Annotated in this window: 28 protein-coding genes, 2 pseudogenes and 1 other annotated feature; of the genes and pseudogenes, 27 read left to right on the plus strand and 3 right to left on the minus strand. The window is 38.5% G+C overall.

Annotated elements, in window-relative coordinates; translation table 11 throughout:
• The first annotated feature begins 63 nt into the window (after nucleotides 1–63).
• Complete coding sequence (locus HCH28_RS04020; RefSeq protein WP_004228553.1) at nucleotides 64–525, plus strand: GNAT family N-acetyltransferase; 462 nt, start codon at nucleotides 64–66, stop codon at nucleotides 523–525.
• Nucleotides 526–711: 186 nt separating this feature from the next.
• Here HCH28_RS04020 and HCH28_RS04025 read toward each other — a convergent pair whose 3' ends face one another.
• Nucleotides 712–2,484, minus strand: a complete 1,773-nt coding sequence (locus tag HCH28_RS04025; RefSeq protein ID WP_221679896.1) for an oleate hydratase — start codon at nucleotides 2,482–2,484, stop codon at nucleotides 712–714.
• Between the two features lie 655 nt (nucleotides 2,485–3,139).
• Here HCH28_RS04025 and HCH28_RS04030 point away from each other — a divergent pair.
• From HCH28_RS04030 to HCH28_RS04120, 19 genes and pseudogenes are all read left to right on the plus strand, one after another.
• Nucleotides 3,140–3,673: an HXXEE domain-containing protein gene (locus HCH28_RS04030; RefSeq protein WP_221679897.1), complete on the plus strand. Its 534-nt coding sequence runs from the start codon at nucleotides 3,140–3,142 to the stop codon at nucleotides 3,671–3,673.
• A gap of 37 nt (nucleotides 3,674–3,710) precedes the next feature.
• Nucleotides 3,711–3,902, plus strand: a complete 192-nt coding sequence (locus HCH28_RS04035; RefSeq protein WP_221679898.1) for a hypothetical protein — start codon at nucleotides 3,711–3,713, stop codon at nucleotides 3,900–3,902.
• Between the two features lie 219 nt (nucleotides 3,903–4,121).
• Nucleotides 4,122–4,457, plus strand: a pseudogene (locus HCH28_RS24890) (bile acid:sodium symporter family protein); the annotation flags it as partial.
• Nucleotides 4,440–5,273 (plus strand): annotated as a pseudogene (locus tag HCH28_RS04045) (IS1182 family transposase); the annotation flags it as partial. The pseudogenes HCH28_RS24890 and HCH28_RS04045, both read left to right, overlap by 18 nt.
• Nucleotides 5,274–5,981: 708 nt before the next feature.
• Nucleotides 5,982–7,001, plus strand: a complete 1,020-nt coding sequence (locus HCH28_RS04050) for a rod shape-determining protein (protein ID WP_004226654.1) — start codon at nucleotides 5,982–5,984, stop codon at nucleotides 6,999–7,001.
• 13 nt (nucleotides 7,002–7,014) lie between these two features.
• On the plus strand, nucleotides 7,015–7,929 hold the full coding sequence (mreC, locus tag HCH28_RS04055; RefSeq protein WP_004226655.1) for a rod shape-determining protein MreC: 915 nt from the start codon (nucleotides 7,015–7,017) through the stop codon (nucleotides 7,927–7,929).
• On the plus strand, nucleotides 7,929–8,453 hold the full coding sequence (gene mreD, locus HCH28_RS04060) for a rod shape-determining protein MreD (RefSeq protein WP_004226656.1): 525 nt from the start codon (nucleotides 7,929–7,931) through the stop codon (nucleotides 8,451–8,453). Before mreC ends, mreD begins: the two co-directional genes overlap by 1 nt.
• 27 nt (nucleotides 8,454–8,480) lie before the next feature.
• Nucleotides 8,481–9,149, plus strand: coding sequence for a septum site-determining protein MinC (gene minC, locus HCH28_RS04065; RefSeq protein WP_004226657.1), 669 nt, complete (start codon nucleotides 8,481–8,483; stop codon nucleotides 9,147–9,149).
• A gap of 1 nt (nucleotide 9,150) precedes the next feature.
• Complete coding sequence (gene minD / locus HCH28_RS04070; RefSeq protein ID WP_004226660.1) at nucleotides 9,151–9,948, plus strand: septum site-determining protein MinD; 798 nt, start codon at nucleotides 9,151–9,153, stop codon at nucleotides 9,946–9,948.
• Nucleotides 9,949–10,041: 93 nt separating this feature from the next.
• Nucleotides 10,042–10,596, plus strand: coding sequence for a peptidoglycan DD-metalloendopeptidase family protein (locus HCH28_RS04075; RefSeq protein ID WP_016991889.1), 555 nt, complete (start codon nucleotides 10,042–10,044; stop codon nucleotides 10,594–10,596).
• Nucleotides 10,586–11,197, plus strand: coding sequence for a zinc metalloprotease (locus HCH28_RS04080; RefSeq protein ID WP_221679899.1), 612 nt, complete (start codon nucleotides 10,586–10,588; stop codon nucleotides 11,195–11,197). The genes HCH28_RS04075 and HCH28_RS04080 overlap by 11 nt, the downstream gene beginning before the upstream one ends.
• A gap of 45 nt (nucleotides 11,198–11,242) precedes the next feature.
• Nucleotides 11,243–11,320, plus strand: a sequence feature (ribosomal protein L21 leader region).
• 14 nt (nucleotides 11,321–11,334) lie between these two features.
• On the plus strand, nucleotides 11,335–11,643 hold the full coding sequence (gene rplU / locus HCH28_RS04085) for a 50S ribosomal protein L21 (RefSeq protein WP_004226667.1): 309 nt from the start codon (nucleotides 11,335–11,337) through the stop codon (nucleotides 11,641–11,643).
• A gap of 16 nt (nucleotides 11,644–11,659) precedes the next feature.
• Nucleotides 11,660–12,016: a ribosomal-processing cysteine protease Prp gene (locus HCH28_RS04090; RefSeq protein WP_004226670.1), complete on the plus strand. Its 357-nt coding sequence runs from the start codon at nucleotides 11,660–11,662 to the stop codon at nucleotides 12,014–12,016.
• Nucleotides 12,013–12,312: a 50S ribosomal protein L27 gene (rpmA, locus tag HCH28_RS04095; protein ID WP_016991892.1), complete on the plus strand. Its 300-nt coding sequence runs from the start codon at nucleotides 12,013–12,015 to the stop codon at nucleotides 12,310–12,312. Before HCH28_RS04090 ends, rpmA begins: the two co-directional genes overlap by 4 nt.
• A gap of 179 nt (nucleotides 12,313–12,491) precedes the next feature.
• Nucleotides 12,492–13,019, plus strand: coding sequence for a Spo0B domain-containing protein (locus HCH28_RS04100; protein ID WP_221679901.1), 528 nt, complete (start codon nucleotides 12,492–12,494; stop codon nucleotides 13,017–13,019).
• 5 nt (nucleotides 13,020–13,024) lie between these two features.
• Nucleotides 13,025–14,314: a GTPase ObgE gene (gene obgE / locus HCH28_RS04105; RefSeq protein ID WP_036119237.1), complete on the plus strand. Its 1,290-nt coding sequence runs from the start codon at nucleotides 13,025–13,027 to the stop codon at nucleotides 14,312–14,314.
• 24 nt (nucleotides 14,315–14,338) lie between these two features.
• Complete coding sequence (locus tag HCH28_RS04110; protein WP_004226679.1) at nucleotides 14,339–14,794, plus strand: ACT domain-containing protein; 456 nt, start codon at nucleotides 14,339–14,341, stop codon at nucleotides 14,792–14,794.
• A gap of 165 nt (nucleotides 14,795–14,959) precedes the next feature.
• A complete protein-coding gene (pheA, locus tag HCH28_RS04115; protein WP_004226680.1) occupies nucleotides 14,960–15,838 on the plus strand; it encodes a prephenate dehydratase in 879 nt (292 codons plus the stop codon).
• Between the two features lie 24 nt (nucleotides 15,839–15,862).
• Nucleotides 15,863–16,255: a thiol-disulfide oxidoreductase DCC family protein gene (locus HCH28_RS04120; RefSeq protein ID WP_221679903.1), complete on the plus strand. Its 393-nt coding sequence runs from the start codon at nucleotides 15,863–15,865 to the stop codon at nucleotides 16,253–16,255.
• 131 nt (nucleotides 16,256–16,386) lie between these two features.
• On the opposite strand, the gene HCH28_RS04125 is transcribed toward HCH28_RS04120, so the two are convergent.
• Nucleotides 16,387–16,920, minus strand: a complete 534-nt coding sequence (locus tag HCH28_RS04125; RefSeq protein WP_036075810.1) for a transcription repressor NadR — start codon at nucleotides 16,918–16,920, stop codon at nucleotides 16,387–16,389.
• 141 nt (nucleotides 16,921–17,061) lie between these two features.
• On the opposite strand from HCH28_RS04125, the gene HCH28_RS25300 reads away from it, so the two are divergent.
• The 7 genes from HCH28_RS25300 to yajC all read left to right on the plus strand — a co-directional run bounded on the left by HCH28_RS25300 (nucleotide 17,062) and on the right by yajC (nucleotide 23,539).
• The gene (locus tag HCH28_RS25300; RefSeq protein WP_221679905.1) at nucleotides 17,062–18,135 is read left to right on the plus strand and encodes a LysM peptidoglycan-binding domain-containing protein; all 1,074 of its coding nucleotides are present in this window, start codon (nucleotides 17,062–17,064) and stop codon (nucleotides 18,133–18,135) included.
• Nucleotides 18,136–18,169: 34 nt separating this feature from the next.
• On the plus strand, nucleotides 18,170–19,003 hold the full coding sequence (locus HCH28_RS04135) for a phosphotransferase (RefSeq protein WP_221680410.1): 834 nt from the start codon (nucleotides 18,170–18,172) through the stop codon (nucleotides 19,001–19,003).
• A gap of 111 nt (nucleotides 19,004–19,114) precedes the next feature.
• The gene (gene ruvA, locus HCH28_RS04140; RefSeq protein ID WP_004226690.1) at nucleotides 19,115–19,735 is read left to right on the plus strand and encodes a Holliday junction branch migration protein RuvA; all 621 of its coding nucleotides are present in this window, start codon (nucleotides 19,115–19,117) and stop codon (nucleotides 19,733–19,735) included.
• A gap of 18 nt (nucleotides 19,736–19,753) precedes the next feature.
• Nucleotides 19,754–20,758 carry a Holliday junction branch migration DNA helicase RuvB gene (gene ruvB, locus HCH28_RS04145; RefSeq protein WP_221679907.1) on the plus strand — a complete coding sequence of 335 codons (1,005 nt, stop codon included), beginning with the start codon at nucleotides 19,754–19,756 and terminating at the stop codon, nucleotides 20,756–20,758.
• A gap of 17 nt (nucleotides 20,759–20,775) precedes the next feature.
• Nucleotides 20,776–21,816, plus strand: coding sequence for a tRNA preQ1(34) S-adenosylmethionine ribosyltransferase-isomerase QueA (gene queA / locus HCH28_RS04150; protein WP_221679909.1), 1,041 nt, complete (start codon nucleotides 20,776–20,778; stop codon nucleotides 21,814–21,816).
• A 57-nt stretch (nucleotides 21,817–21,873) separates the two neighbouring features.
• Nucleotides 21,874–23,019, plus strand: coding sequence for a tRNA guanosine(34) transglycosylase Tgt (gene tgt, locus HCH28_RS04155; RefSeq protein WP_016991901.1), 1,146 nt, complete (start codon nucleotides 21,874–21,876; stop codon nucleotides 23,017–23,019).
• A 253-nt stretch (nucleotides 23,020–23,272) separates the two neighbouring features.
• Nucleotides 23,273–23,539: a preprotein translocase subunit YajC gene (gene yajC / locus HCH28_RS04160; protein WP_004226696.1), complete on the plus strand. Its 267-nt coding sequence runs from the start codon at nucleotides 23,273–23,275 to the stop codon at nucleotides 23,537–23,539.
• A gap of 73 nt (nucleotides 23,540–23,612) precedes the next feature.
• Here yajC and HCH28_RS04165 read toward each other — a convergent pair whose 3' ends face one another.
• A complete protein-coding gene (locus HCH28_RS04165) occupies nucleotides 23,613–24,464 on the minus strand; it encodes a polysaccharide deacetylase family protein (RefSeq protein WP_221679911.1) in 852 nt (283 codons plus the stop codon).
• Between the last annotated feature and the right edge of the window lie 82 nt (nucleotides 24,465–24,546).

A 24,546-nucleotide genomic window follows, 5' to 3' on the forward strand; every position in this document is an offset into this window, starting at 1 on the left:
TATTAATCAACCATTAATGTAAAATATTACTTACTATGATGCTAAAACTGACGGAGGGATAGTATGGAAATAAAAACTGCAACGCTCGATGAAATTCCACAAATTGAGCGTTTATACCAAGAGCTTTTTTTTGAGATGTCCATTCTTCAACCTAAATATATCAAACCTGCCAAACAAGATGCCAACTTTATCAGGTTTACGATCATTGAAGATGATTCAGATATTTTAATCGCAACATTCGAGAACGAAGTAGTAGGCTTTTTGCTAATTCAAGAAACAACGACCCCACCCTATACTTGCTTGGTTGAACACAAATATGCTTTTATTGTGGATGTGATTGTTGGCAAGCATTACCAAAACAAAGGAATTGGCTCTGCTTTATTAGATGAAGCGAAAAAATGGGCAGCCTATCGTCACTTGGACTATTTGGAGTTAAATGTATTGACTGAAAATAAAGGCGCTAAATCCTTATATGAAAAACACGGGTTCAAGGATACGAACCAGACCATGCGCTTAGAATTTTAAGTATGTGATGAGAAAGAAGGGATTTCAATGGAAGAAATGAAAACCGTACAAAAGAAAGCCAACCTCGTCGTGCCTGTCTTTATTGGCATGGGGTTAGGTGCGTTTATCGGTTTACTTGCCTATGTAAAGGATTGGCTATAAAAAAATAGACAAAGCCCCTCAAACTGCTTTGTCTATTTTTCAACACTATATTAGTTTACTTTCTTTCAGTAAATCATAAATGATTGTATCCTTTGTTTTATGAATACCCAATTTACCGATTTGCTTTAAGATAAATGGTGCATCAATATCTGTTAGTTTTTTACCATCCAGCAAACGAGCCGTTGATGCTAATAATGTGCGAACATCAAAGGCAGACGCAAACACCTCTGGCACACCTCGGTCAATCCTTAATAGTTGATAGACTGCCTCCATCGCCGTTCTTACGGAATATTCCGTAGTAAAGACAGTGTCTCTTGCTGTTTCACTGAAGTTGCCAATAAAGGCTAAATTAGCAGACCCTTCTGGCACAACAAGTGGACGATCACCCATTGCTCTTGGCATGAAATAAGAAGTGATGTAAGGCATATAGCATGGAATCGTATTGCAAGAATTTTGTGCAATGTCTGGAATTTCATCCACTGGTACACCCATATGGTATAACCACTCTTGTGCAATCTCAATGCCTGTACATTCCGTAATACTTTTTTTAATAAAATCACCTGGCTTGTTTGATAGTAAGCCATAAATCCAAACAACTAATTGGTCCTTTGGTTGATTTTTAAAGTGAGGTTGTCGGTTCAATGTATAGCTTAGCATCCAATTAGAATCGGTAGCAGTGACAATTCCTCCTGTTACGACCTTACCAGCGTATGGGTCCCTTTTACTGATTTTTTCAATATATGGAGCCACTCGATCATCTAATGTTGTCAGGGTAGCGGAAACAAACCAGCTTTCCTCTGGCAGATTATCGCAGAACTTTTCTGGTCGACCAAATTCTTCACCTTGGGCAGCGATATTTTTCCACAGGGACCAGCTGCCACCTAAATCTTTATTGATAGGGGCTGGCGTATTATTATCCCCGTATGTTGTACTTTCTGTAATACTACCATTTGTCACAAACACTAACTCATTTTCTGTTAGTTCAATATTCTTTTTCACACCGTCTTTTCTTAACACCAATGTATGAGCTACTTTTTTGTCTCCTACCCTATCAACTAAAACATTTTCTACTACCGTATTATATTGGAAATCAACATTATGACCTTCTAAATAGTTAATCATTGGAAGCACGAGCGATTCATACTGATTATACTTTGTAAATTTCAAGGCCGATAAATCTGGTAATCCGCCAATATGATGAATGAAGCGCATAATATAACGACGCATTTCCATCGCAGAATGCCATTTTTCAAACGCAAACATTGTGGACCAATAGAGCCAAAAATTCGATTCAAAAAATTCTTCAGAGAAAACATCTGTGATTTTTTTATCCTCTAATTGTTCCTCAGGCGTAAAGAATAATTTAATCATTTCTTCTGAGGATTTGTCTGATAAGGTGAACTTGCCATCATCCTCTAGTCTTTGGCCTCTATCCTTCATTAATCGACATTTTGAATAATTAGGATCCTCTTTATTGAGCCAGTAAAATTCATCTAAAACCGAAGCATTTTCTACTTCTAACGAAGGAATGGAACGGAATAAATCCCATAAGCATTCAAAATGATCTTCCATTTCTCGTCCACCGCGAATAATAAACCCTCTCGTTGGATTAAGTATGCCATCAAGACTTCCTCCTGAAATATCTAACTCTTCAAGAATATGAATGTTCTCACCTTTCATTTGGCCATCACGAATTAAAAAACATGCTGCTGACAGTGAGGCTAGACCTGAGCCAATCAGATAAGCAGATTTTTCATCGACTCCCTCAGGTTTTTTAGGACGTGCGAAAGCTTCATAGTTACCATTGCTGTAATACATATTACCGCCTCCTAATTTATTATTCTAATATAGAATATCATAGGTTATCGGCTAAATGGTAAAATGAGCTAATAATTAACAAAAAATTCAAATCCGATAATTGTTCGTTAATTTATCTCCCCTTCTCATTGGACAAAGCAAGTGCTTGTATTTTTATAAAAGAGAACCATACAGTAAATAATTGTTTTAATCCCCTTAACTCTGGCCTTAAAAAGAAAAAACCACTCCAGTACGTTGATATTAGCTTTGCATAATTATTATCTCAATAAATCTTTTTTTAAACTTTATTCCCTTTTTTATGTTTAGCCAATTTTTCGAAACCCCGTTTAAAATTACCCGTAATTTTAGCTAACAATAGCTGGACTTCCTTTATCTGCCCCTCCACCTGCTGAATGTTTGCTAGTAGACGCTCAGCCTCTTTCTACTTGACGATTTTAATTTGCTTTCCTTCATAACGTGAATGGCTCCTCGTTTAGTCTATTACGTTTATCGATTTCACTCACAGCTTCATACCCAATTTCTTAATAAATCAATTAAAAATGAATCTTAGCTTACAACTTTTTCTATTTTCAATATATCATTATTAACATATATTATATAAATACGGTATTTTTAGTAACACTTCCAGCATAGTGATAAGGAGAGATGTATTTATATGGAATGGTTGAATGTACAAACACTTATTTGGTTGTTTCCTATTTTATTTATTATCCATGATTTTGAAGAAATTATTATGGTAGAGAAATGGTTACAAAATAATCGTCATAAGCTGTATGAAAGATTACCCCCAAAAATAGCCGATAAAGTGGTAAAACAATTTTCAATGAGCACCGCACAATTTGCTGTTGCTGTATTATTTATCTTCTTGTTTGTCAGTCTCTCTACCATTCTGGCTAACTACTATTTTCTAAACGGAGTCGCATTTACTATTTATTTTTTCACAGCTGTCACACTTGTTTTCTTTATCCATGCTTTTACCCATATTGGACAATCGCTATTTTTTCGCTCTATCACACCAGGAGCGATAACATCAGCCATCATTATTATTCCCTATAGTATTATTTTATTTAAATCTTTGTTTACTAGTGGCATCCTTACTTGGCATATCGTTTTACTAAGCCTGCCTTTTGGTATACTATTTTTCCCCATTGTCTTTACTGCGCATTGGATAGGAAAAAGAGTGATATAGATTCATGTTCATGAAAAGACAGAAAGGAGGCAGTAGAATGGCAAAAACTCCGATTTATTTAAAATTGATGATTGGGATTGGGATGCTTATTATTCTAGCCTCGTTGTACTTTTTAAAAGACCATCCTTATTACTTATGGGTTAGGTGGACAGGTAATATTTTATTGATCTTAGGCATTGTATGGATGCCGTTTACTAAAGAAACAGATAAAAAACATGTAAATTATTAGCAGGAGTAAACCTTCTGCTTTTTTTACGGTAAATTTACCTACTATTATAAAAAAGTGATAAAATCAGATAAAAAAGAAGGTCTTTGTATGTTAGAAAAACTGAATGTATTTCTCCAAAAATACATTGCGATCCTGACACCATTAAGCTTAATTGTAGGTGTATTCTTAGAAAGCATTGGACATCATTTATTATTCCTTGTCTCCTGGCTATTAGCCTTCATGACATTCTCAGGAAGCTTACATATGAAATTTAAAGATGTAAAAATTTTCATGAAGCACCCAGTACTCATTTTATCCTCCATCCTTTTTCTTCATCTCTTGATGCCTTTATGGGCATATTTCTTATCCACCGTTTTGTTTGATGACCATTTGTTGACTGTTGGTTTTGTCTTAGCGGTTGCACTCCCAACAGGCGTAACGAGTGTTATTTGGATCAATATTTGCAAAGGGAACTTACCGTTAGGCTTATCGATTATTTTAATTGATACCCTCCTTTCTCCCATCATCCTCCCCTTCATCCTCTATATCGTTTCGGGTGAAAAAATTGAGTTGGAGTTAAATATTGATCGTGAGGAACACGGAAAAAAGCCCTTTTCCCCGGAGAAATTTGAAAAAGAAGAATGGAAAGAAATAAAGGAAAGCACGACAGATCCTGAAAGTGGATATTACATGAAGGATGAACGTACAAAACAGTTTGCGTATTCTTTTCATGCAGCGACAGATGAAAAGGGCTTTGTCTTGGGTGCCATTGTGACTCCGGGAAATGTGCACGATAGTCATGTATTACAGCCACTTGTGGAAAGAGTCATTGAAAACGTTCAAAAACCATTAGCTGTTGCGGCAGATGCAGCCTATAAAACACCCGCCATTACAAACTTTTTATTAGAGAATCAAATGTTGCCTGTTCTTCCTTATACACGTCCTAAAACGAGAGATGGATTCTTCCGAAAGCATGAGTATATATATGATGAGCACTATAATTGTTATCTTTGTCCACAAGGACAGATATTGAAGTATACGACAACGACTAAAGAAGGGTATCGTCAATATAAATCGAATCCTTTGATTTGTGCGAAGTGTCCAAGCCTATCCCAATGTACAGAAAGTAAGCATCATCAAAAACTCATTCAACGTCATATTTGGGAATCGTATGTGGAGGAAGCAGAACATTTACGCCATTCCTATGACATCAAACAAATCTATGCAAAGCGCAAAGAAACGATTGAGCGTGTCTTTGCCGATGCAAAGGAAAAGCATGGTATGCGATGGACAACCTTAAGAGGTCTAAAAAAATTGTCCATGCAGGCGATGCTTACTTTTGCTGCCATGAATTTAAAGAAACTGGCTACTTGGACGTGGCAAGTAGCTTAAGAGAGCAACTATGCTCGAAGAGTATGTTGGATTTGGTAATATATTACCAAATATCAAGACGACATAGGAAGAAAAATGATAAAAGCCCTCGAGAGTGAACTTCTCGAGGGCTTTTGTCTACAGTCTGAACTCTGCATACAATATGCAGAGTTTTTTATGATTACACCATTTCGTTGTATAGAAAACTCTATTACAAATGGCCTTAATTATAACCAGGCCTAAAAATTTTTTGTATTTTTTTGTGGTATATTGGCGAACCTTTTTTCTTACATAACGTTAATGTATTCATAGAAAAGCAATTATCTTCACAAAAATTGGTAGCCTGATACACATTGTCTTATGGGAATAAAAATTATATGCTAATCTATACGTACTATTTTTAGTTTAAGAGGGAATTAAAATAGTATCTTTTCTGTGAGATGAAGTATGTGATACTACAAATTCTTGCGTTTTTCCGTTATAATGAACGGTATGAATTTTATCTTTATTCAGGGAGGACTCCCATCAAAATTGGTGGTGAGGTGAATGAGTGTGTAGTTTTTTCATAGGTGTAAACTACCAACTGATGGAGATAAAAAACTTTGACAGGTGTTATGGACTTTGAAAGGAGTCAATTGTGTATTTACACAATTCAATTTCCTATACATTGTCGTCAAATATATTGGATGTCAACGAAAGTATGGCTTATATAGAAAGGGAGTACACAATTTGTTTGGACTAGGAAGCAAAGATGTCGGGATTGACCTCGGCACAGCGAATACATTAGTGTTTATTAAAGGAAAGGGGATCGTATTACGTGAACCTTCAGTTGTAGCAAAAAATACAAAAACAGGGGATATTGTTGCCGTTGGTAATGATGCGAAAAATATGATTGGTCGAACACCTGGCTCAATCGTAGCGATTCGTCCAATGAAAGATGGCGTTATTGCTGACTTCGATATTACAACAGCAATGATCGAGTATTATTTAAAAGAAGCATGTAAAAACTCTGGAGGCAACTGGAAAAAACCAAATGTTATGATTTGTGTACCTTATGGTATTACTTCAGTGGAGCAGCGTGCTGTTATTGATGCTGCACGCCAAGCAGGTGCAAAAGAGGCGTTCACAATCGAAGAGCCATTTGCAGCAGCAATCGGTTCAAATCTTCCTGTATGGGATCCTACAGGGTCAATGGTTGTTGATATCGGTGGAGGTACAACAGAAGTTGCCGTTATTTCTTTAGGTGGTATTGTAACGAGTGAATCTGTCCGTGTTGGTGGTGATGCAATGGATCAATCCATCATTTCGTATATCCGTAAAACGTATAATTTAACAATAGGTGAACGTACAGCGGAAGCCGTAAAAATGGAAATTGGTACTGCATTGGCAGAAGGACCAGAAGCACGAATGGATATTAGAGGACGTGACCTGTTAACAGGATTACCGAAAACAATCGAAATTTCTTCACAGGAAATTTCTGAATCCTTACGTGAAGCGGTTGCCTCTATTATTGACGGTGTTCGTAAAACATTAGAACAAACACCTCCAGAATTATCTGCTGATGTAATGGAGCGCGGTATTGTATTAACTGGTGGTGGGGCACTGCTAACAAACTTAGACAAAGTAATCAGCCAAGAGACAAATATGCCAGTATTCATTGCAGAAGATCCTTTAGACTGTGTAGCAATTGGTACAGGTAAGGCATTAGATCATATCGACTTAATTCGTCAACAACAAGTTAAAGGGTAAGGAGGTTTAGGCAATGCCACACTTTTTTTTCAATAAGAAAGTAATTTTGCTGCTCATAGGCATGGTTTTTCTTGTGGCATTGATTAGCTTCTCATTACGTGATCGGACGAATGCAACTTTACCAGAGCAAATTATTAAAGATACTGTCGGTTTCGCACAATCGCTCGTTGCGAAGCCGGCGAATTATATTAATGGTGTTTTTAATAGTATTGACTCCCTCTTAAACACGTACGAAGAAAATAAACGTTTGAAAGCACGCTTAGAAGATTTTGCAGTTGTACAAGCTGAGGCTACGGATTTAAAATCAGAGAATAACAAGCTTCGAGAGCTTTTGGATAAAACTGAGAGCTTAAAGGCATTTAATCCAATTCAAGCAACAGTGATTGCTAGAAATCCTGACCAGTGGGAAGAGAAAATTATTTTAGATAAAGGGTCTTCTCATGGAGTCAAAAAAAACATGGCAGTTATGACGGCGAAAGGGTTAGTGGGGAAAATTACCCTAGTTACACCTTTCACATCTGAGGTAGAGCTTTTAAATACAAATAATCCAAACTATCGTGTTTCCGCGATGGTGCTAGGAGAAAAAGAAGCATACGGTTTAATCGAGGGCTTTGATGAAGAACGTAATGAACTCATTATGAAGCGAATCGATTCTAGCATGAAGGTGAAAGAAGGCGAGCAAGTAGTTTCTTCAGGTCTTGGTGGTATTTTCCCTAAGGGAGTGCCGATAGGAGAAATTATGGAAGTTAGTACAGATGATCATGGTTTAACAAAAATGGCGTATGTCAAACCATCTGCTGATTTTTCAATTTTAGAGCATGTTGTGATTGCAAAGCGAACATCCACAAGTATTGATGGTTCAGATGGCAATGCAACGAATGAGGATTTATCGAATCCGCAAGAGGCGAGTGAAGAGGAGGCGGAGTGATGGTTCGATTTCTCATTCCCTCTGTAGCGGTTTTACTATTCCTTTTAGAACCAGAATTTGCTATGCTTTCCCCTATTGAAATTAAAGGGGAAGTCTATTTTCTGGTACCGCGTTTTTTAATCTTATACCTTATTTTTATATCCATCTATTACAGCCGTCAACGAGCGGTAATGTATGGACTTTTTTTTGGTGTCTTGTATGATGTGTTTTACATTGATATTATTGGATTATATTCAGTACTTTATCCACTTATATGTTTTTTGGCAGGGTCTATCGTGAAAGTTATACATCAGCACTTAGTTGTAACAACTACAATTTCAGTTGTACTAGTAGCGATTTTAGAATTTATTCTCTATCAATTCTTTTTCCTAATCGATTTTACAGCAATTCCTTTAGCGGATTTCTTACGTTCACGACTACTACCAACAATCATTGCGAATGCTTTATTTTTAATGATTCTTGGGTGGGCCTTCAAGTATCTAATTAATGCGCGTGTCTTACAGAGAGCACGTGAGGTTTCTTAACAAAGAACAACGTGAGGTGAGGCATTCATGAAAAAACAGTTAGTTAATATGAAGGGAACGAAGGACGGTTTTGTACTACGCCTAGACGACCAATGTGCGTATGGTGAACTAGTGGAAGAATTAAAGAATAAGGTTTTAGAGGGCGGTATCGATGGTAAAGTTGATGTACAATTATACTTAGGCTATCGATACTGTACTGAAGAACAATTAAATGAACTTATAAAAATTATAGAAGAAACGGAGCAGCTTATTGTATCAAAGGTGCAAAGTGAAGTACTGACTGTCCACGAAAGCAACCAGAAGATGTTTGAAAGCCAACAAGATACATATATAGGAGTGGTCAGATCAGGACAAATTCTGCGTTCATCTGGGGATATTACCATCATAGGAAATGTCAATCCAAACGGTCGTGTTGAGGCTGGAGGTAATGTATATGTCCTAGGTAGACTTAAAGGGATTGCACATGCTGGTATGCAAGGTAATAAAGAAGCAATCATTGCAGCATCTCGATTTGAAGCCACGCATATCATGATTGCCGATCAAGTTCAGGTAATGTCAGATGAACATGTAAAAGCGATAAATCAAGTAGAAATGACTTGTGCATTTATTGGCTACGATGGACGCATTACGTACGATCAAATTCATGCCTTAAAAAATATTCGACCATTGTTAAATGTGTCTAAGGGAGGAAGCTAGTGTGGGAGAAGCGATCGTCATAACTTCAGGTAAAGGCGGTGTCGGTAAAACAACGACAACGGCTAACCTTGGGACTGCATTGGCTCTACAAGGTAAAAAAGTATGTTTAGTGGATACAGATATTGGCCTACGTAATTTAGATGTGATTTTAGGCCTTGAAAATCGTATTATTTATGACCTAGTTGATGTGGTGGAGGGACGCTGTAAAATTCATCAAGCATTGATTAAGGATAAACGCGTAGATGAGAAACTATTTTTATTACCTGCTGCTCAAACAACAGATAAAAACGCTGTTACCCCTGAGCAAATGAAGAGCTTAGTAGAGGAATTGAAAAGAGACTATGATTATGTATTAATCGATTGCCCAGCGGGAATTGAGCAAGGCTACCGTAACGCTGTTGCTGGTGCAGATCATGCGATTGTTGTCACAACACCTGAAATTTCTGCTGTTCGTGATGCAGATCGTATTATTGGTTTACTGGAGCAGGAAGAGATCACAGCACCTAAACTCATCATTAATCGTATTCGACAACATATGATGAAGAGCGGTGATACACTGGATGTCAATGAAATTACAACTCATTTATCTATTGATTTATTAGGCATTATTATAGACAGTGAAGGCGTCATCTCATCTTCTAATAAAGGTGAACCAATTGTAATGGATCCCTCAAATAAAGCGTCATTAGGCTATCGAAATATTGCCCGTCGTATTCTTGGTGAATCAGTGCCTTTAATGGCTATTCAAGATGAGCAAAGAGGGATGTTTTCAAAACTTAAAGCCCTTTTCTCAAAATAAATTAAAACCTTTTCGTGCAATAGTACGGGAAGGTTTTTTGTTGTGCATGTTTGGACATGCAATCACATATAGTGAGGAAAAAAGGATGAGGGCTTGTTTAAAAAATGGAAATGGTTCGTCACGATACTTCTTGTGGCGGCGATCATGCTTGTTATTCGTTTAGAGGATCAGGGTGTAGTGGATACACCTGTTCGGAAGCTTGTTACTACCTCTGCTGATTTAACGTATTTAAGTGAGCTCGGACAAAGCTGGTTCGAAAAAGAAAAAGAGACCATCATGGTTTCTAGTGATGTAGGGCAAGCAGATCTTTTAACATTTGCGAATGCCCAAGTATTTAAAGAAGGCTATCTATTGCAGTATGATGTTGGCTTACCTATCTATGCTGGTCAGAATGGATTAGTCGTTTTTACTGGCCATACAAAATACACAGGTAAGACCATGACCATCAGCTATGAAGATGGTACAACCGTTTCCTATGGTATGTTAGATAGTTTAGCTCAACTACCATACACATCTATTCAAGCAAATGATTTAATTGGCATGAAAGAAGCGGGTCAACTTTATGTGTCCATCGAAAAGGGAGATGCCCATTATGATTTAGAGCAAATTGTACAATGGCTTGAAACGACGGAGACAAATGAAGATTAAATTACATCTTTTGTGTATCCCTCTCGTATTTGTCATGATTTTTAGTGGCCAGTTAGCCTATTACGCGATCATTCTATTTTCATTACTGTGGCATGAGGCTGGTCACTTAGTTGCGGCAGTAATGTGTGGAGTGAAGGTGAAATCCTGCGTAATTACACCATACGGGGGAGAAATTCAATTTGAAAATCCAGCGGTTGTGCAAGCTTCGTCACTCCTATGGATTGCATTAGGAGGGCCAATCGCTACGATTATTGGGATTGGCCTCGCTTTTTTTATGCCTGATTTACTCGCTACTAAGCTTATAAATGTACAACTCGTGTTATTGGCTGTAAATATTGTACCCATCATACCGTTAGATGGTGGAAGGATATTGTTAGCCTGCCTATTTTTAAAATATCCAAGAGCTCACGTGATAGAGCTATATTATTGGTTATCATTCATCGTAGCTACTATACTATTACTTGTCACTTTCAAGTTCTTGCCACAATCTATTTTTTTAGCCATCATAAATTTATTCATTTGGTTGCAAGTGTTGAAAGAATGGCGTTATCGAAAATATCGAGTTGCTTTTGAAAAATATGTTATGAATAGATTGACTTAAAAAAAATCGTGTGGTAATATTTTAATGTTATTGTTTGTAGCACCCGTGCTACTACAACCGCTCTGTAAAGGTTTAAGTGTCTAGTAAGATCACCTTATGAAACAGGCGAGTCTGAGTCTAAGAGGAGGTGCAGTAAAATGTACGCAATTATTGAAACTGGTGGTAAACAAGTCAAGGTAGAAGCTGGTCAAGAAATCTATGTTGAAAAATTAGGCGTAGAAGCTGATGAGGTTGTAACTTTTGATAAAGTTTTATTCGTAGGTGGCGAAAACGTTAAAGTTGGCGCTCCATTCGTAGAAGGCGCTACTGTAACAGCTAAAGTTGTTAAAGAAGGCCGTGCGAAAAAAATCGTTGTTTTCAAATTGAAAGCTAAAAAGAACTACCGTCGTAAACAAGGTCACCGTCAACCTTACACAAAATTAGTTGTTGAAGCAATCAACGCTTAATTGTGAGGTATAGAGAATGATACAAGTTACGATTCATCACGATGAAAATAGACATGTGTCAGCATTCGAATTTTCAGGACATGCTGGTTATGATGAATCTGGTAAGGATTTAGTATGTGCAGGAGCATCAACTATAGCGATTGGTACAGTTAATGCTATTTATGCATTATTACAAATTCAGCCAGAAATCGAACAAGCTGCTGAAGGTGGAGGCTATCTCAAGGTAGATTTACCATCAGACTTAGAGCCTGAAGTAGATGCAAAACTACAGTTAATTGTTCAAGTAATGACTGCCCAAGTGTATTCTATGGTGCAAAATTACGGACAATACATCCAAATCAACTACAACCAAGTAGGAGGTGGAACTCGATGAAATTATTATTAGCATTAGACCTTCAACTTTTTGCATCGAAAAAAGGGGTAGGTTCTACTAAAAACGGACGTGACTCTGAGTCTAAACGACTTGGTGCAAAACGTGCTGATGGCCAATTCGTAACTGGTGGTTCAATTCTTTACCGTCAACGCGGTACAAAAATTTACCCAGGTACAAACGTAGGTCGTGGTGGTGACGATACACTATTTGCTAAAGTTGATGGCGTTGTTAAATTCGAACGTTTAGGTCGCGATCGCAAACAAGTATCTGTTTATCCAACAACACAAGAAGCTTAATCTTTTATAAGATAACATAAAGCGGAGGACTGCATTTATTGCAGTCCTTTTTTTGGCTAAATTTCAAAAAAGCCAATTTTGGACGCAATGACACCAAGGTATAATTGATTAAAGAATTAAGGGAAAAATACAGCAAAACTTGTTATACTAGTAAGGATAACTTTATTGGAGTGAATGGGATGAACAATCAATCACTAACCATTAGTGAAGTATTACGTTTTGCAAATCATGATTATGTGAATCAACTGCAACTGATTCGCATGAATTTAGATTTAGGTAGAATCGAGGAATCGAAAAAACTTATTCAACATTATTCAGAACAATTACGAGTGTTTTCTATCCTCAATCGACTACAATTACCACAAACAATTGAATGGCTTCAAACAGCAGGATGGCGTTACCCATCATTAGCATGGAAGCTAAGCGGTGAGATAAAAAAGCCTGTGACCAATGATATTGATCAGGGAGTTGTAGATTATTTAAACAAAACAGTTATGCATGTTTATGATACATTAGATCCATTTACAGAGCAGATCCTAACGCTTGATGTACGTGTTGACGATCATACATTTGCCGTGACATTCACGCTAAATGGGTTATGGAGTGCTGATGCATTCACCGAAAAAGGTTTGAAACAATTCGACATTCAAACAATTGAGCAGACAAATACGCGCTGGCAATATGTCTTGAGTGCAAATAGGGAGTGAACTAAATGTTTGTCGATCACGTAAAGATTTATGTTAAAGGTGGCGACGGCGGAGATGGTATGGTTGCCTTTCGTCGAGAAAAATATGTACCGAACGGTGGTCCAGCTGGTGGAGATGGTGGACATGGCGGTAATGTCGTATTTGAAGTAGAGGAAGGCTTACGTACATTAATGGATTTCCGCTATAAACGTCATTTTAAAGCACCGCGTGGCGAGCATGGTATGAGTAAAGGCATGCACGGTAAAAATGCGGAAGATTTAATTGTTAAAGTTCCACCAGGTACAGTGGTTATGAATGAAGAAACAAATGCCGTTATTGCTGACTTAGTCGAGCATGGGCAACGAGCAGTTATTGCAAAAGCAGGACGCGGTGGACGTGGTAATTCTCGATTTGCTACTCCTGCCAACCCAGCGCCAGAACTTTCTGAAAAAGGTGAGCCAGGACAAGAATTAAATGTTATATTAGAGTTAAAAGTTTTAGCAGATGTAGGATTAGTTGGTTTCCCAAGTGTTGGTAAATCAACACTTTTATCTGTTGTTTCCGCGGCTAAGCCAAAAATCGGTGCTTATCATTTCACGACAATTGTACCGAATTTAGGCATGATTGAAACGGATGATCATCGAAGCTTTGCAATGGCAGATTTACCAGGGCTAATTGAAGGGGCTCATGAAGGGGTAGGATTAGGCCACCAATTTTTACGACATATTGAACGTACACGCGTTATTGTCCATGTGATTGATATGTCAGGGATGGAAGGTCGCGATCCATATGAAGATTATTTAACAATTAATGATGAGTTAAAACAATATAATCTTCGTTTAACAGAGCGTCCACAGATTATCGTAGCCAATAAAATGGATATGCCTGATGCAGAGGAAAACTTAACAGCATTCCGCCAAAAGGTAGGGGAAGACGTTCAAATTTTCCCGATTTCTGCTGTCTCACGTCAAGGGTTAAAAGAACTGTTGTTTGCTATTGCGGATCTCTTAGAAGTTACGCCTGAATTCCCACTGTATGATGAAGTTGAGGAACAATCAGACGCAACTGTCATGTACAAGCATGAGGCGAAAGGTGAAGATTTCGAAATCACTCGTGACGATGACGGTACATTTATTATTAGTGGCTATGCAATTGAGCGTTTATTTAAAATGACGGACTTTAGCCGTGAAGATGGTATACGTCGTTTTGCTCGTCAATTGCGTGCAATGGGTGTGGACGAGGCTCTGCGTGAACGTGGAGCACAGGATGGCGATACAGTACGCCTACAAGAGTTTGAATTTGAATTTGTCGATTAAGACATGAGTTTTAGGGGGAAGCGTATGAAGAATGTTGCGAATCAGCGATATTATTTAGTTCGTGAGGATGTTTTAACGGATGCAATGCAAAAAACTTTGGAGGCGAAACACTTACTGTCAAGTGGTTCAGTATCTTCCATTTGGGATGCGGTAAAGCAGGTGGATTTATCGCGAAGTGCGTTTTACAAATATCGTGATGCGGTTTTTCCTTTTCATTCAATTGTGCAGGAACGCATTTTAACAGTCTTTTTACAGCTTCAAGATAGAAAAGGAACACTTGCCAAGCTTTTAGAAACGGTGACAATTACACATTGTAATGTCTTAACGATTCATCAAACAATCCCTATTCAGGGACGTGCGAATGTTACATTGTCATTAGATGTAACAAGCATGACCTGTGATCTTGATGATCTTATCCAGCAATTAAAACGCTTAGATTTTGTGGAATCAGCGGAAGTGATTAGTTCTGGAGCATTATAAACACAGAGAGTGTTCAATCCTTTAATTTTTGACAAAATGACAAACATCGTGTTGAATAACCCCAATGGGTAAAGATACGATAACAAAGCTCAAATAAGGAGCTGTCCCAAGCGTTATTCATCACGAGGGACTGCTCCTTATTGTGCCATAAAGGAGGTAAATGCAATGACAAAGCAACAATGGGAAAATCGAATCGCCTATCTAGGACCAGAAGCATCATTTACATACTTAGCAACAAAAGCTACTTTTCCAAATGAGTGGCTTGTACCGTGTGCCACGATTCCAGAATGTATAGAGGCTGTTGCAGAGGGAAAGGTAGATTTAGCTGTCGTGCCGCTAGAAAATGCGCTAGAGGGCTCTGTATCATTAACATTAGATTACTTATTCCATGAGGCAACACTTTATGTAACTGGAGAGTTATTACTGAAAATTCAGCAGCATTTAATGGTCAATAAAGCGCAGAAGGATGATTGGCAGTCAATCGAAGGTGTTTTTTCTCATCCGCATGCACTAGCTCAATGTCATAAATATTTATTTTATCGTTTTAGTCATGTACCATTACATCAAACAACTTCAACTGCAGCAGCAGCGAAATATGTATCAGAGAATCCACAAGAGTGTATAGCGGCAGTTGGTAATGCAGCCGCAGCGGAAAAGTATGGTCTTGAAATAGTGGAGCAGAATATCCATGATTTTCATTTTAATCATACACGATTCTATGTACTATCTAAGCAAAATAAACGATTGCCACAAGAGCTATCAGATGGGCAAGCAAAAACAACATTTATGATTACCTTACCAACAGATCGTTCAGGTGCATTACATCAGGTGCTTTCTGTTTTTGCATGGCGTCAGCTAAATTTAAGTAAAATTGAATCACGTCCATTAAAAACAGGATTAGGTGATTATTTCTTTATGATTGATGTATTAGCAGATGAAAAGGAACCGATGATGCGTGGGGCAATGGAAGAATTAGCTGCGCTAGGTTGCAAAGTAAAATCTCTAGGTACCTATTTTACTTATGTAACATCAGACGAAGCATAGTAATGTGAAGGAGGAGGAAAGAAGATGGGGGGGATTATTTTATTCGATGGTGTCTGTAATTTTTGTGATAGCACTGTTCAATTTATCATCAAACATGATCAAGCGGGCTATTTTCAATTTGCATCGCTGCAAAGCGAGGTTGGTCAATCGCTCCTCACTCAATATCATATTCCAAAGAATATAGATAGTGTAATTCTTATTGAACAAGGGAAAGTGTCTGTTGAATCTACCGCTGCGTTAAACATTTGCCGTAAATTTGATGGATTGTGGCCTTGTTTCTATGCCTTCATCCTTGTACCACCATTTATTCGCAATGCATTATATCGATTATTTGCAAAGCAACGCTATCGTTTGTTTGGGAAAAAAAGTGAATGCTTATTGCCTACGCCCGAGCAACGACAAAGATTTCTATCCTGATAGGGAAATTGCCGCCTTTAAGGGAGCAATAGTTGCGGAGAGAAGAGAAATACCCGTGCTTACGACACAATACCTGCCTTAAAAACAGAAAGCACCGTTTGAAATTAATTTTCAGACGGTGCTTTTGCTATTCATTGATCTGTCACTAAGTAACCCTTTTTTTGTAAAGCTCGCTCAATTAATGTTAAAACTTCAACAGAGGGTGCTGTGATGACATGTAAATGAATGCCACCAGTGAGAGCAGATAAATAATTGGCCTGTGTTGCATTCACACGTTCGATAAATTGTTTCACTTCATGGCGGTTGGATACCATGATTGAGGCTGTCAGTTCACCATATATCGGATGTTCAACAATGACATTTTTGACGGTTCCGCCACAGTCTACAATCGTCATTAATTCATCTTCTGTCTGCTCTGATGTATGCAAGCAAGGGAATGTTCGTTCAACGGTTTGCTGTATTTGTTCTTGATGCATATAAAGATAGCCCTGGCTTGTAGCAATAATAGGCTCATTTCTTGCCTTTAATAAAGTCATATCATTGACGATTACTTGTCTAGAAACATTGGCGAACTTAGCTAAGTCTGTCCCAGTTATAGGTGCTTTATTTTTTTTTAATTGCGCTAATAGTTGCAGTCGGCGTTCTTCGCCTAACATTTTTTTCATAAGAGATCACCCCTGCTCGTAATAAAGGAATCCGTATTCCTTATGAATTAGTGTACCATGAAGCTTTTCTAACTTGCTGAAATTTTTGTATCCAAATGAAACATTGAACATATGATACGTAGAGAGGAAGGGAGGAAAAAATTGCGTATTCATATTGTTCAAAAGGGAGATACATTGTGGAAGATTGCGAAAGAGTACGGCATTTCGTTTGAAGATTTGAAGCGGCTCAATGTCCATCTTGCCAACCCAGATTATATTGTTCCAGGCATGGAAATTATATTGCCTGAAAAAATAAACAAAGAGCCGCATAGAGATTCACATAAAGAAATGCCGAAAAAGGAAACACAAGTGCATAAGGAGACACCAAAGGAAAGTCCTAAAAAAGAGGTACAGCGACCAATGCCACCACCACCGCCAATTGTACCGCCACCACCTATGCCAATGCCAGAACCACAAATGATACCGATACCAATACCGATGCCAATGCCAATGCAGATGCCACAACAGCCGATGTGGGTACCGCAGCCTGTGGAAATGAATTGGCACCAGCAATTGGTGATGCCACAAATGGAGCAAAATGTTACAATACCACCTGTACAAATACAGCCACCACCGCCGCCAGCACCTACACCGCCACCACCACCACCACCTGTAGCTAAACCGAAGCCAATGCCACAACCAGCACCACATCCACCAATGCATATCATGCCACAAATGCCTGCCGTACCACATTGTTCAAGTTGCCATCAGCCGATCTATCATCAGATGTGGTGGCCGATGCCAATGCAGCCGCAGGTCGAGCATTATACGATGCCACAGCAGCCAATGTCCTATGACATGCCAGATCATAAAGTTGGTGGAATGGAAGACTTTTTAGAGTCCACATCACCATTCTTCCATACGCAAGATCACCAAATGAAGCCACAAATGGATATGATGCCTGATATGAATATGGGGCAATCCTGTGGTTGTGGCACACAACCAATGATGATGCCTGATATGAACATGGGTCAATCCTGTGGTTGTGGCACACAACCAATGATGATGCCTGATATGAACATGGGTCAATCTTGTGGCTGTGGCACACAACCAATGATGATGCCAAATTGGCAAATGGACCCTTGTCATTGCCCGCCACCACCATGCCCATCAGCAACAGGTCCTTGGATGTCACCGCATTATTTCCCAGGCGGGATGACGCCTTATCGATGGTGAAAAAGCATATATTGTAGAAGAAGTAAAGCCAAATATTTGGAAATATAAGTATCGATCGAAAAATTATTTTGTCAAACGTGCAAAGCAAGTGGAAATTGCAGAGAAGGTAAGAACCATTCATCGCCAATTGGGACGTATGGAACCTTCTTTGATCCTACCATTAGTTCAGAGCGATGATGAGCAGTTAATTGTGCAAATGTGGCAAGAAGGAAGCCACGGTGCTAACTTTGCGCATAAAAAAGATCGTAAGGAATCTCTTAGACTATTAATCGCTTTACATGATACACATAAAAAGATTGCTTGGCAGCGCATGCCAGGCTTGCATACCTACTCACAGCTTTTAAAATGGCAAATGCGTCATATGCGTTTTAAAAGTAGAAGAAATGAGTTTCGAACATTTTTAACGAAAGAAGAAATTGATCAAATACTGCATTATAGTGATAAGTCATTACAATTGATTGCATTGGAAGATGCACCTGAAAAAGAGATTACGCTATTGCATGGGGATGTAGTTCATCATAATTTTTTATGGTGCTCCGATGGACAATTACGTTTAATTGATTTTGATTTAGCACACCTTGGTGAAGCGGATGACGAGTATATTTTATGGTTACATCGTGTGTTACCTGCTGTAGATTATGATCTTGGAAAGATTTTTGCAGAGTTACCTGAGCTGAAACGACTGGATAAAAGAAAGCTTCATCGCTTAAAATATCCGAATGAGTTATTACGAGAATGGCTGTTTGCTATAGATTTACCACTAGAGCAACAGCTAGTATTTTTAGATTATTTAGTACCGTTTACAAAACGAGCCCTCACCTATTGGCCAAAACTGTGGTACGATATTGATAGATTTGTCAAGAAATGACCGTCAACTGGCGGTCATTTTTGTCTGCGAACGGCGTTTCGACGCTACTTTTTGTCGAGCATTCGTTCGCTATATGCTATAATCGAAGACGATGATTGTGAGGGATTATAGATGTATGATTATTTAAAAGGACAAATTACTCGTATTACACCTGAATTTATTGTGCTGGAACAACAGGGGATTGGGTGGCAACTTAATACGCCCAATCCATTTGCTTTTCGAACATCTGCCCTTGAACAACAGATATATGTTCATTTGCATGTACGAGAGGATGCACAAGTTTTATATGGCTTCCCTAATCTAGATCAGCGTGAGTTATTCCGTAAGCTTATTTTAGTTTCAGGAATAGGACCAAAGGGCGCTTTAGCGATTTTAGCTACAGGTAATCCACAACAGGTTATTAGCGCAATTGAACGAGAGGATGAAGCGTTTTTAGTGAAATTCCCTGGAGTTGGTAAGAAAACAGCACGTCAAATGATCCTCGACTTGAAGGGCAAACTTGGTTCATTATTAGATACACTGGAGTTACCTAGTGCAGAAGATGAGTTACCTTTGTTTGGTGTGAATGCATATAAACACGAATTAGAAGAGGCCTTACTTGCCTTAATGGCACTTGGCTATTCTGAAAAAGAGCTAGAAAAAATTAAACCACAGCTAGAGGATAACGATAAACTTGAAACGACAGATGCCTTTATGAAACAAGCATTGCAACTACTGCTAAAATTAAAATAAGGAAAGGAGGAAAGGTGCATGTCTGAACGTATGATGGCAAGTGAAGCAGGCAGCTATGATGAGCAGTTTGAGTTATCTTTACGTCCTCAAAAATTAGCCCAGTATATTGGGCAACATAAAGTAAAGGAAAACTTACAAATATTCATTGAAGCGGCAAAGCTTCGCCAAGAAAGTTTAGATCATGTGTTGTTATATGGACCTCCAGGACTTGGTAAAACGACCCTAGCTGCTGTCATCGCAAATGAGATGAATGTTAACGTACGCATGACAAGTGGCCCTGCGATTGAGCGTCCAGGAGATTTGGCAGCTATTCTAAGTTCACTAGAGCCTGGAGACGTTTTATTTATTGATGAAATTCATCGCCTGCCCCGTGCTATTGAAGAAGTACTATATCCAGCAATGGAAGACTTCTGCTTAGATATTGTGGTAGGAAAAGGTCCTGAAGCACGTTCTGTACGACTTGATTTACCTCCCTTTACCCTTGTAGGTGCAACAACAAGAGCGGGTGCCCTATCTGCTCCTCTAAGAGATCGCTTTGGTGTGTTGCTGCGCCTAGAATATTATGATGACCAATCACTTGCTGAAATTGTTGTGAGAAGTGCACATTTATTTGAGGTAGAAATAGAGCAAGTAGCAGCAATGGAAATGGCGAGACGCTCACGTGGAACACCTCGAATTGCCAATCGTTTATTGAAACGAGTGCGAGATTATGCACAAGTGCTTGGAGATGGTATGATTACGGAGGGTCTTGCACAGCAAGCACTAGAGCTGTTACAAGTAGATCCTAGAGGGCTTGATCATATTGACCATAAACTTGTAACCAATATGATTGAGCGATTCCGAGGAGGCCCAGTAGGCTTAGATACTCTTGCTGCATCAATTGGTGAGGAACGGGTTACGATAGAAGATGTTTACGAGCCTTATTTGATGCAAATTGGCCTTATTCAACGTACCCCGAGAGGAAGAGTAGCGACTCATTTAGCCTACGAACATTTTGGATATGAGTATCCCCAACAAACATAAAGAAGGAAGTTATTTTCATGCGTGTAGAAGATTTTGATTTTGAATTACCAGAGGAGCTTATTGCCCAAACACCATTAGTCGATCGTACAGCGAGTCGATTAATGGTCGTGACACCGGGCTCAAATAAAGTGGAGCACCACCATTTTGCTCATGTATTAGACGAGCTACATGCTGGAGACTGTCTTGTACTAAATGATACAAGAGTTTTACCTGCTCGTTTAATGGGTGTAAAAGAAGAAACAGGTGCACATATAGAAGTATTGCTACTGAAGCAAATGGCTGGTACAGATGAGTGGGAAACACTTGTAAAACCAGCAAAGCGTGTAAAGGTAGGAACAGTCATCACATTTGGTGACGGTTTATTAACAGCTACATGTACAGGTGAGCTTGAACATGGCGGACGTACATTTGAATTTCAGTATGATGGTATTTTTTATGAAATTTTAGAGCAACTTGGTGAAATGCCGTTACCTCCCTATATTCGTGAAAAACTAGAGGATAAGGATCGTTATCAAACCGTTTATGCCAAAGAGCGTGGTTCTGCTGCAGCGCCTACAGCTGGGCTGCATTTTACAGAGGAGCTATTAGCTCAAGTGAAGGCTAAAGGCGTAGAGGTTGTCTTTATTACGCTACATGTAGGCCTTGGCACTTTCCGTCCCGTTAGTGTAGACTCGATTGAGAACCATGAAATGCATGCGGAATTCTATAGTGTTACAGAACAAGCAGCAGATACAATTAATCGCGTAAAGCGTAACGGTGGCAAGGTAATAGCTGTTGGGACAACCTCTACTCGTACATTAGAGACAATTGGTTCTAAATATGAGGGAGAAGTGCGAGCAGAACAAGGTTGGACGTCTATTTTCATCTATCCAGGCTACAATTTTACGGTGGTGGATGGGTTAATCACAAACTTCCATTTACCAAAATCAACACTAGTTATGCTTGTTAGTACGCTAGCCACTCGTGAGACCATTTTAAGTGCTTATCAGCAAGCTGTAGAAGAAAGATATCGCTTCTTTAGTTTTGGTGATGCAATGTTTATACGTCCCAAAAAATAATAGTGGATAAAATCGGAGTACTGTTTTTACTTCAGATAAGAAAGGATTATTTATTTTATGACACAACCAGCAATTCGATATGAACTACTTCATACATGTAAACAAACAGGAGCACGTCTTGGCATCGTTCATACACCACACGGCTCCTTTGAAACACCAGCATTTATGCCGGTGGGCACACAAGCAACGGTGAAGACCATGTCACCAGAAGAATTAAAAGAGATGAATGCCGGTATTATTCTGTCTAATACGTACCATTTATGGCTTCGTCCAGGTAATGATATTGTCAAAGAAGCAGGCGGACTTCATAAATTTATGAACTGGGATCGACCAATTTTAACGGATTCAGGTGGTTTCCAAGTATTTTCACTTAGTCAATTCCGAAAAATCGAAGAGGAAGGCGTTCATTTCCGTAATCACCTCAATGGAGATAAATTATTTTTGAGCCCAGAAAAGGCAATGGAAATTCAAAATGATTTAGGCTCTGATATTATGATGGCCTTTGACGAATGTCCACCATATCCTGCGACACATGACTATATGCTGAAATCAGTTGATCGTACAACGCGTTGGGCAAAACGCTGTAAGGAAGCACATCAGCGTCCAGAGGAGCAAGGCTTATTTGGCATTATTCAAGGTGGAGAGTACGAAGATTTACGCCGCCGCTCAGCAGAAGCGTTAGTAGAACTAGATTTCCCAGGCTATGCAATTGGTGGATTATCCGTTGGAGAACCGAAAGATGTGATGAACCGCGTTTTAGAATTTACTACGCCAATGATGCCTGAAAATAAACCTCGTTATTTAATGGGTGTTGGCTCACCAGATTCTTTAATTGATGGGGCAATTCGCGGTATTGATATGTTTGACTGTGTACTGCCAACACGTATTGCACGTAATGGAACACTGATGACATCAGAAGGACGTCTAGTAGTGAAAAATGCAAAATATGCACGTGACTTTGGGCCGATTGATCCGAACTGTGACTGCTATACATGTAAAAATTATTCTCGTGCCTATGTTCGTCACCTTATTCGCACGGAAGAAACGTTTGGTATTCGTTTAACATCCTATCATAATCTACACTTCCTATTAAAATTGATGGAGCAAGTGCGTGAGGCAATTCGTCAAGATCGTCTTGGTGATTTCCGTGAAGAGTTCTTTGAAAAATACGGCTTTAATGGGCCAGATGCAAAAAACTTTTAAACTAGACAAATAGGATCATTACATGCGCTAAATTAAAAAAGGACATTAGGCATTCCCTAATGTCCATCATCAATAGCAATAGTTTTGCAAATCATTCAAAACTTTGTAAAAAGTGAATATTTCTAGCAAAATATTGTCAATCATAGAAAAAATATTAGTAATTGAGAAAATTTTTGGGCTTGTCCATCGCTTTTTAATGGTGGAATAGTCTATACTAAAAAAGTGAGATTTGGAAAGGGGGCAAGATGCTATTATGGATCAATTATTAGGATTAGCACCAATATTATTAATGTTCGTTGCAATGTGGTTTATCTTAATCCGTCCAGCTAAAAAAAGACAGCAGGAAACACAAAATATGCAAAGTAGTTTGCAACGTGGAGATAAAGTCATTACAATTGGTGGTTTACACGGTGTTATTGATGCAATTGAAGACACAGCAGTGACATTAAAAATTGCTGACAATGTACGAGTGAAATTCGACCGTCAAGCAATTGGACGAATTGTCAATGACAATCAGTAACAAAGAAGAAAAGGCTTACAATAGGCGATAGCTATATTGTAAGTCTTTTTTATACAATATTGGATGGCTGTGTTTAGATGTTTTTTGCAGTTGCAGTTTTTAATTTATGAATGAATGCCTCACCAGTATCATTGCCATTAATCGTTATTCTGCTTAATGTAAATAGGGAATCGCCTTTTTTCACATGTTTATTTTGTATGACAAAGGCCATTTTAAAGCCAGCTTCCTTGGCTAATTTGATGGTGGAGGGTGAATAAATCCCATAAGGATAGCTTATTGCTATTGGTTCATATTCTAACTTTTCTTTGATTATTTTTCTTGAATGAATAAAGTCATTTCTTACCCTTTCTTCATATTCAACCTGACTCTCTAGTTGCCCATTCACAATACCAGGACCAAATACTGCGCCATTTAGTTTACCATTTTTTGAAGGTAATTTATAATGTAAGTCCCAAGTATGACTCTGGATTGTAATATAATCCTTCATTTCCTTTAATTGATCCCAATTCATCTTTGCAGTTTCATTTGGATAGTGATTGTTTCCATTCATCTCTAGGATTCGGCTTGCAATCACAAAGATTTCTGCATGCATATCATATTTTTTCAATATCGGGTAAGCTTTTTCATAATTACTAAAATACCCATCGTCAAAAGTAATTAACACTGGCTTTTGAGGTAACGGTGCTTGGTCGTTTAAGTAATCATATAATTGCTGAGCAGAAATGGCCTGATAGCCTTCCATTTTAAGTAATTTCATTTGATTTTCGAAGTTTTTGGGTGAAATAACTGTAGTGTTGTTTATATTGTCCTCTAAATGATGGTACATAAGAATAGGTATTTCCTGTTCTTGATACCCGTAAATAGGATAAGGTCTAATAAGAAAAAGGATATAAACAAAAACGAAAACAATTATTTTTTTTATCATGTCCTCACCTTGTTTGCATGTTTATTGTGATAAGCATCTAAGTTCTATGTTAGTGTGTACGAACAAGTAGGGACTATTCCTT

The sequence above is a fragment of the Lysinibacillus sp. K60 genome (assembly GCF_019731275.1).
GTDB lineage: Bacteria > Bacillota > Bacilli > Bacillales_A > Planococcaceae > Lysinibacillus > Lysinibacillus capsici.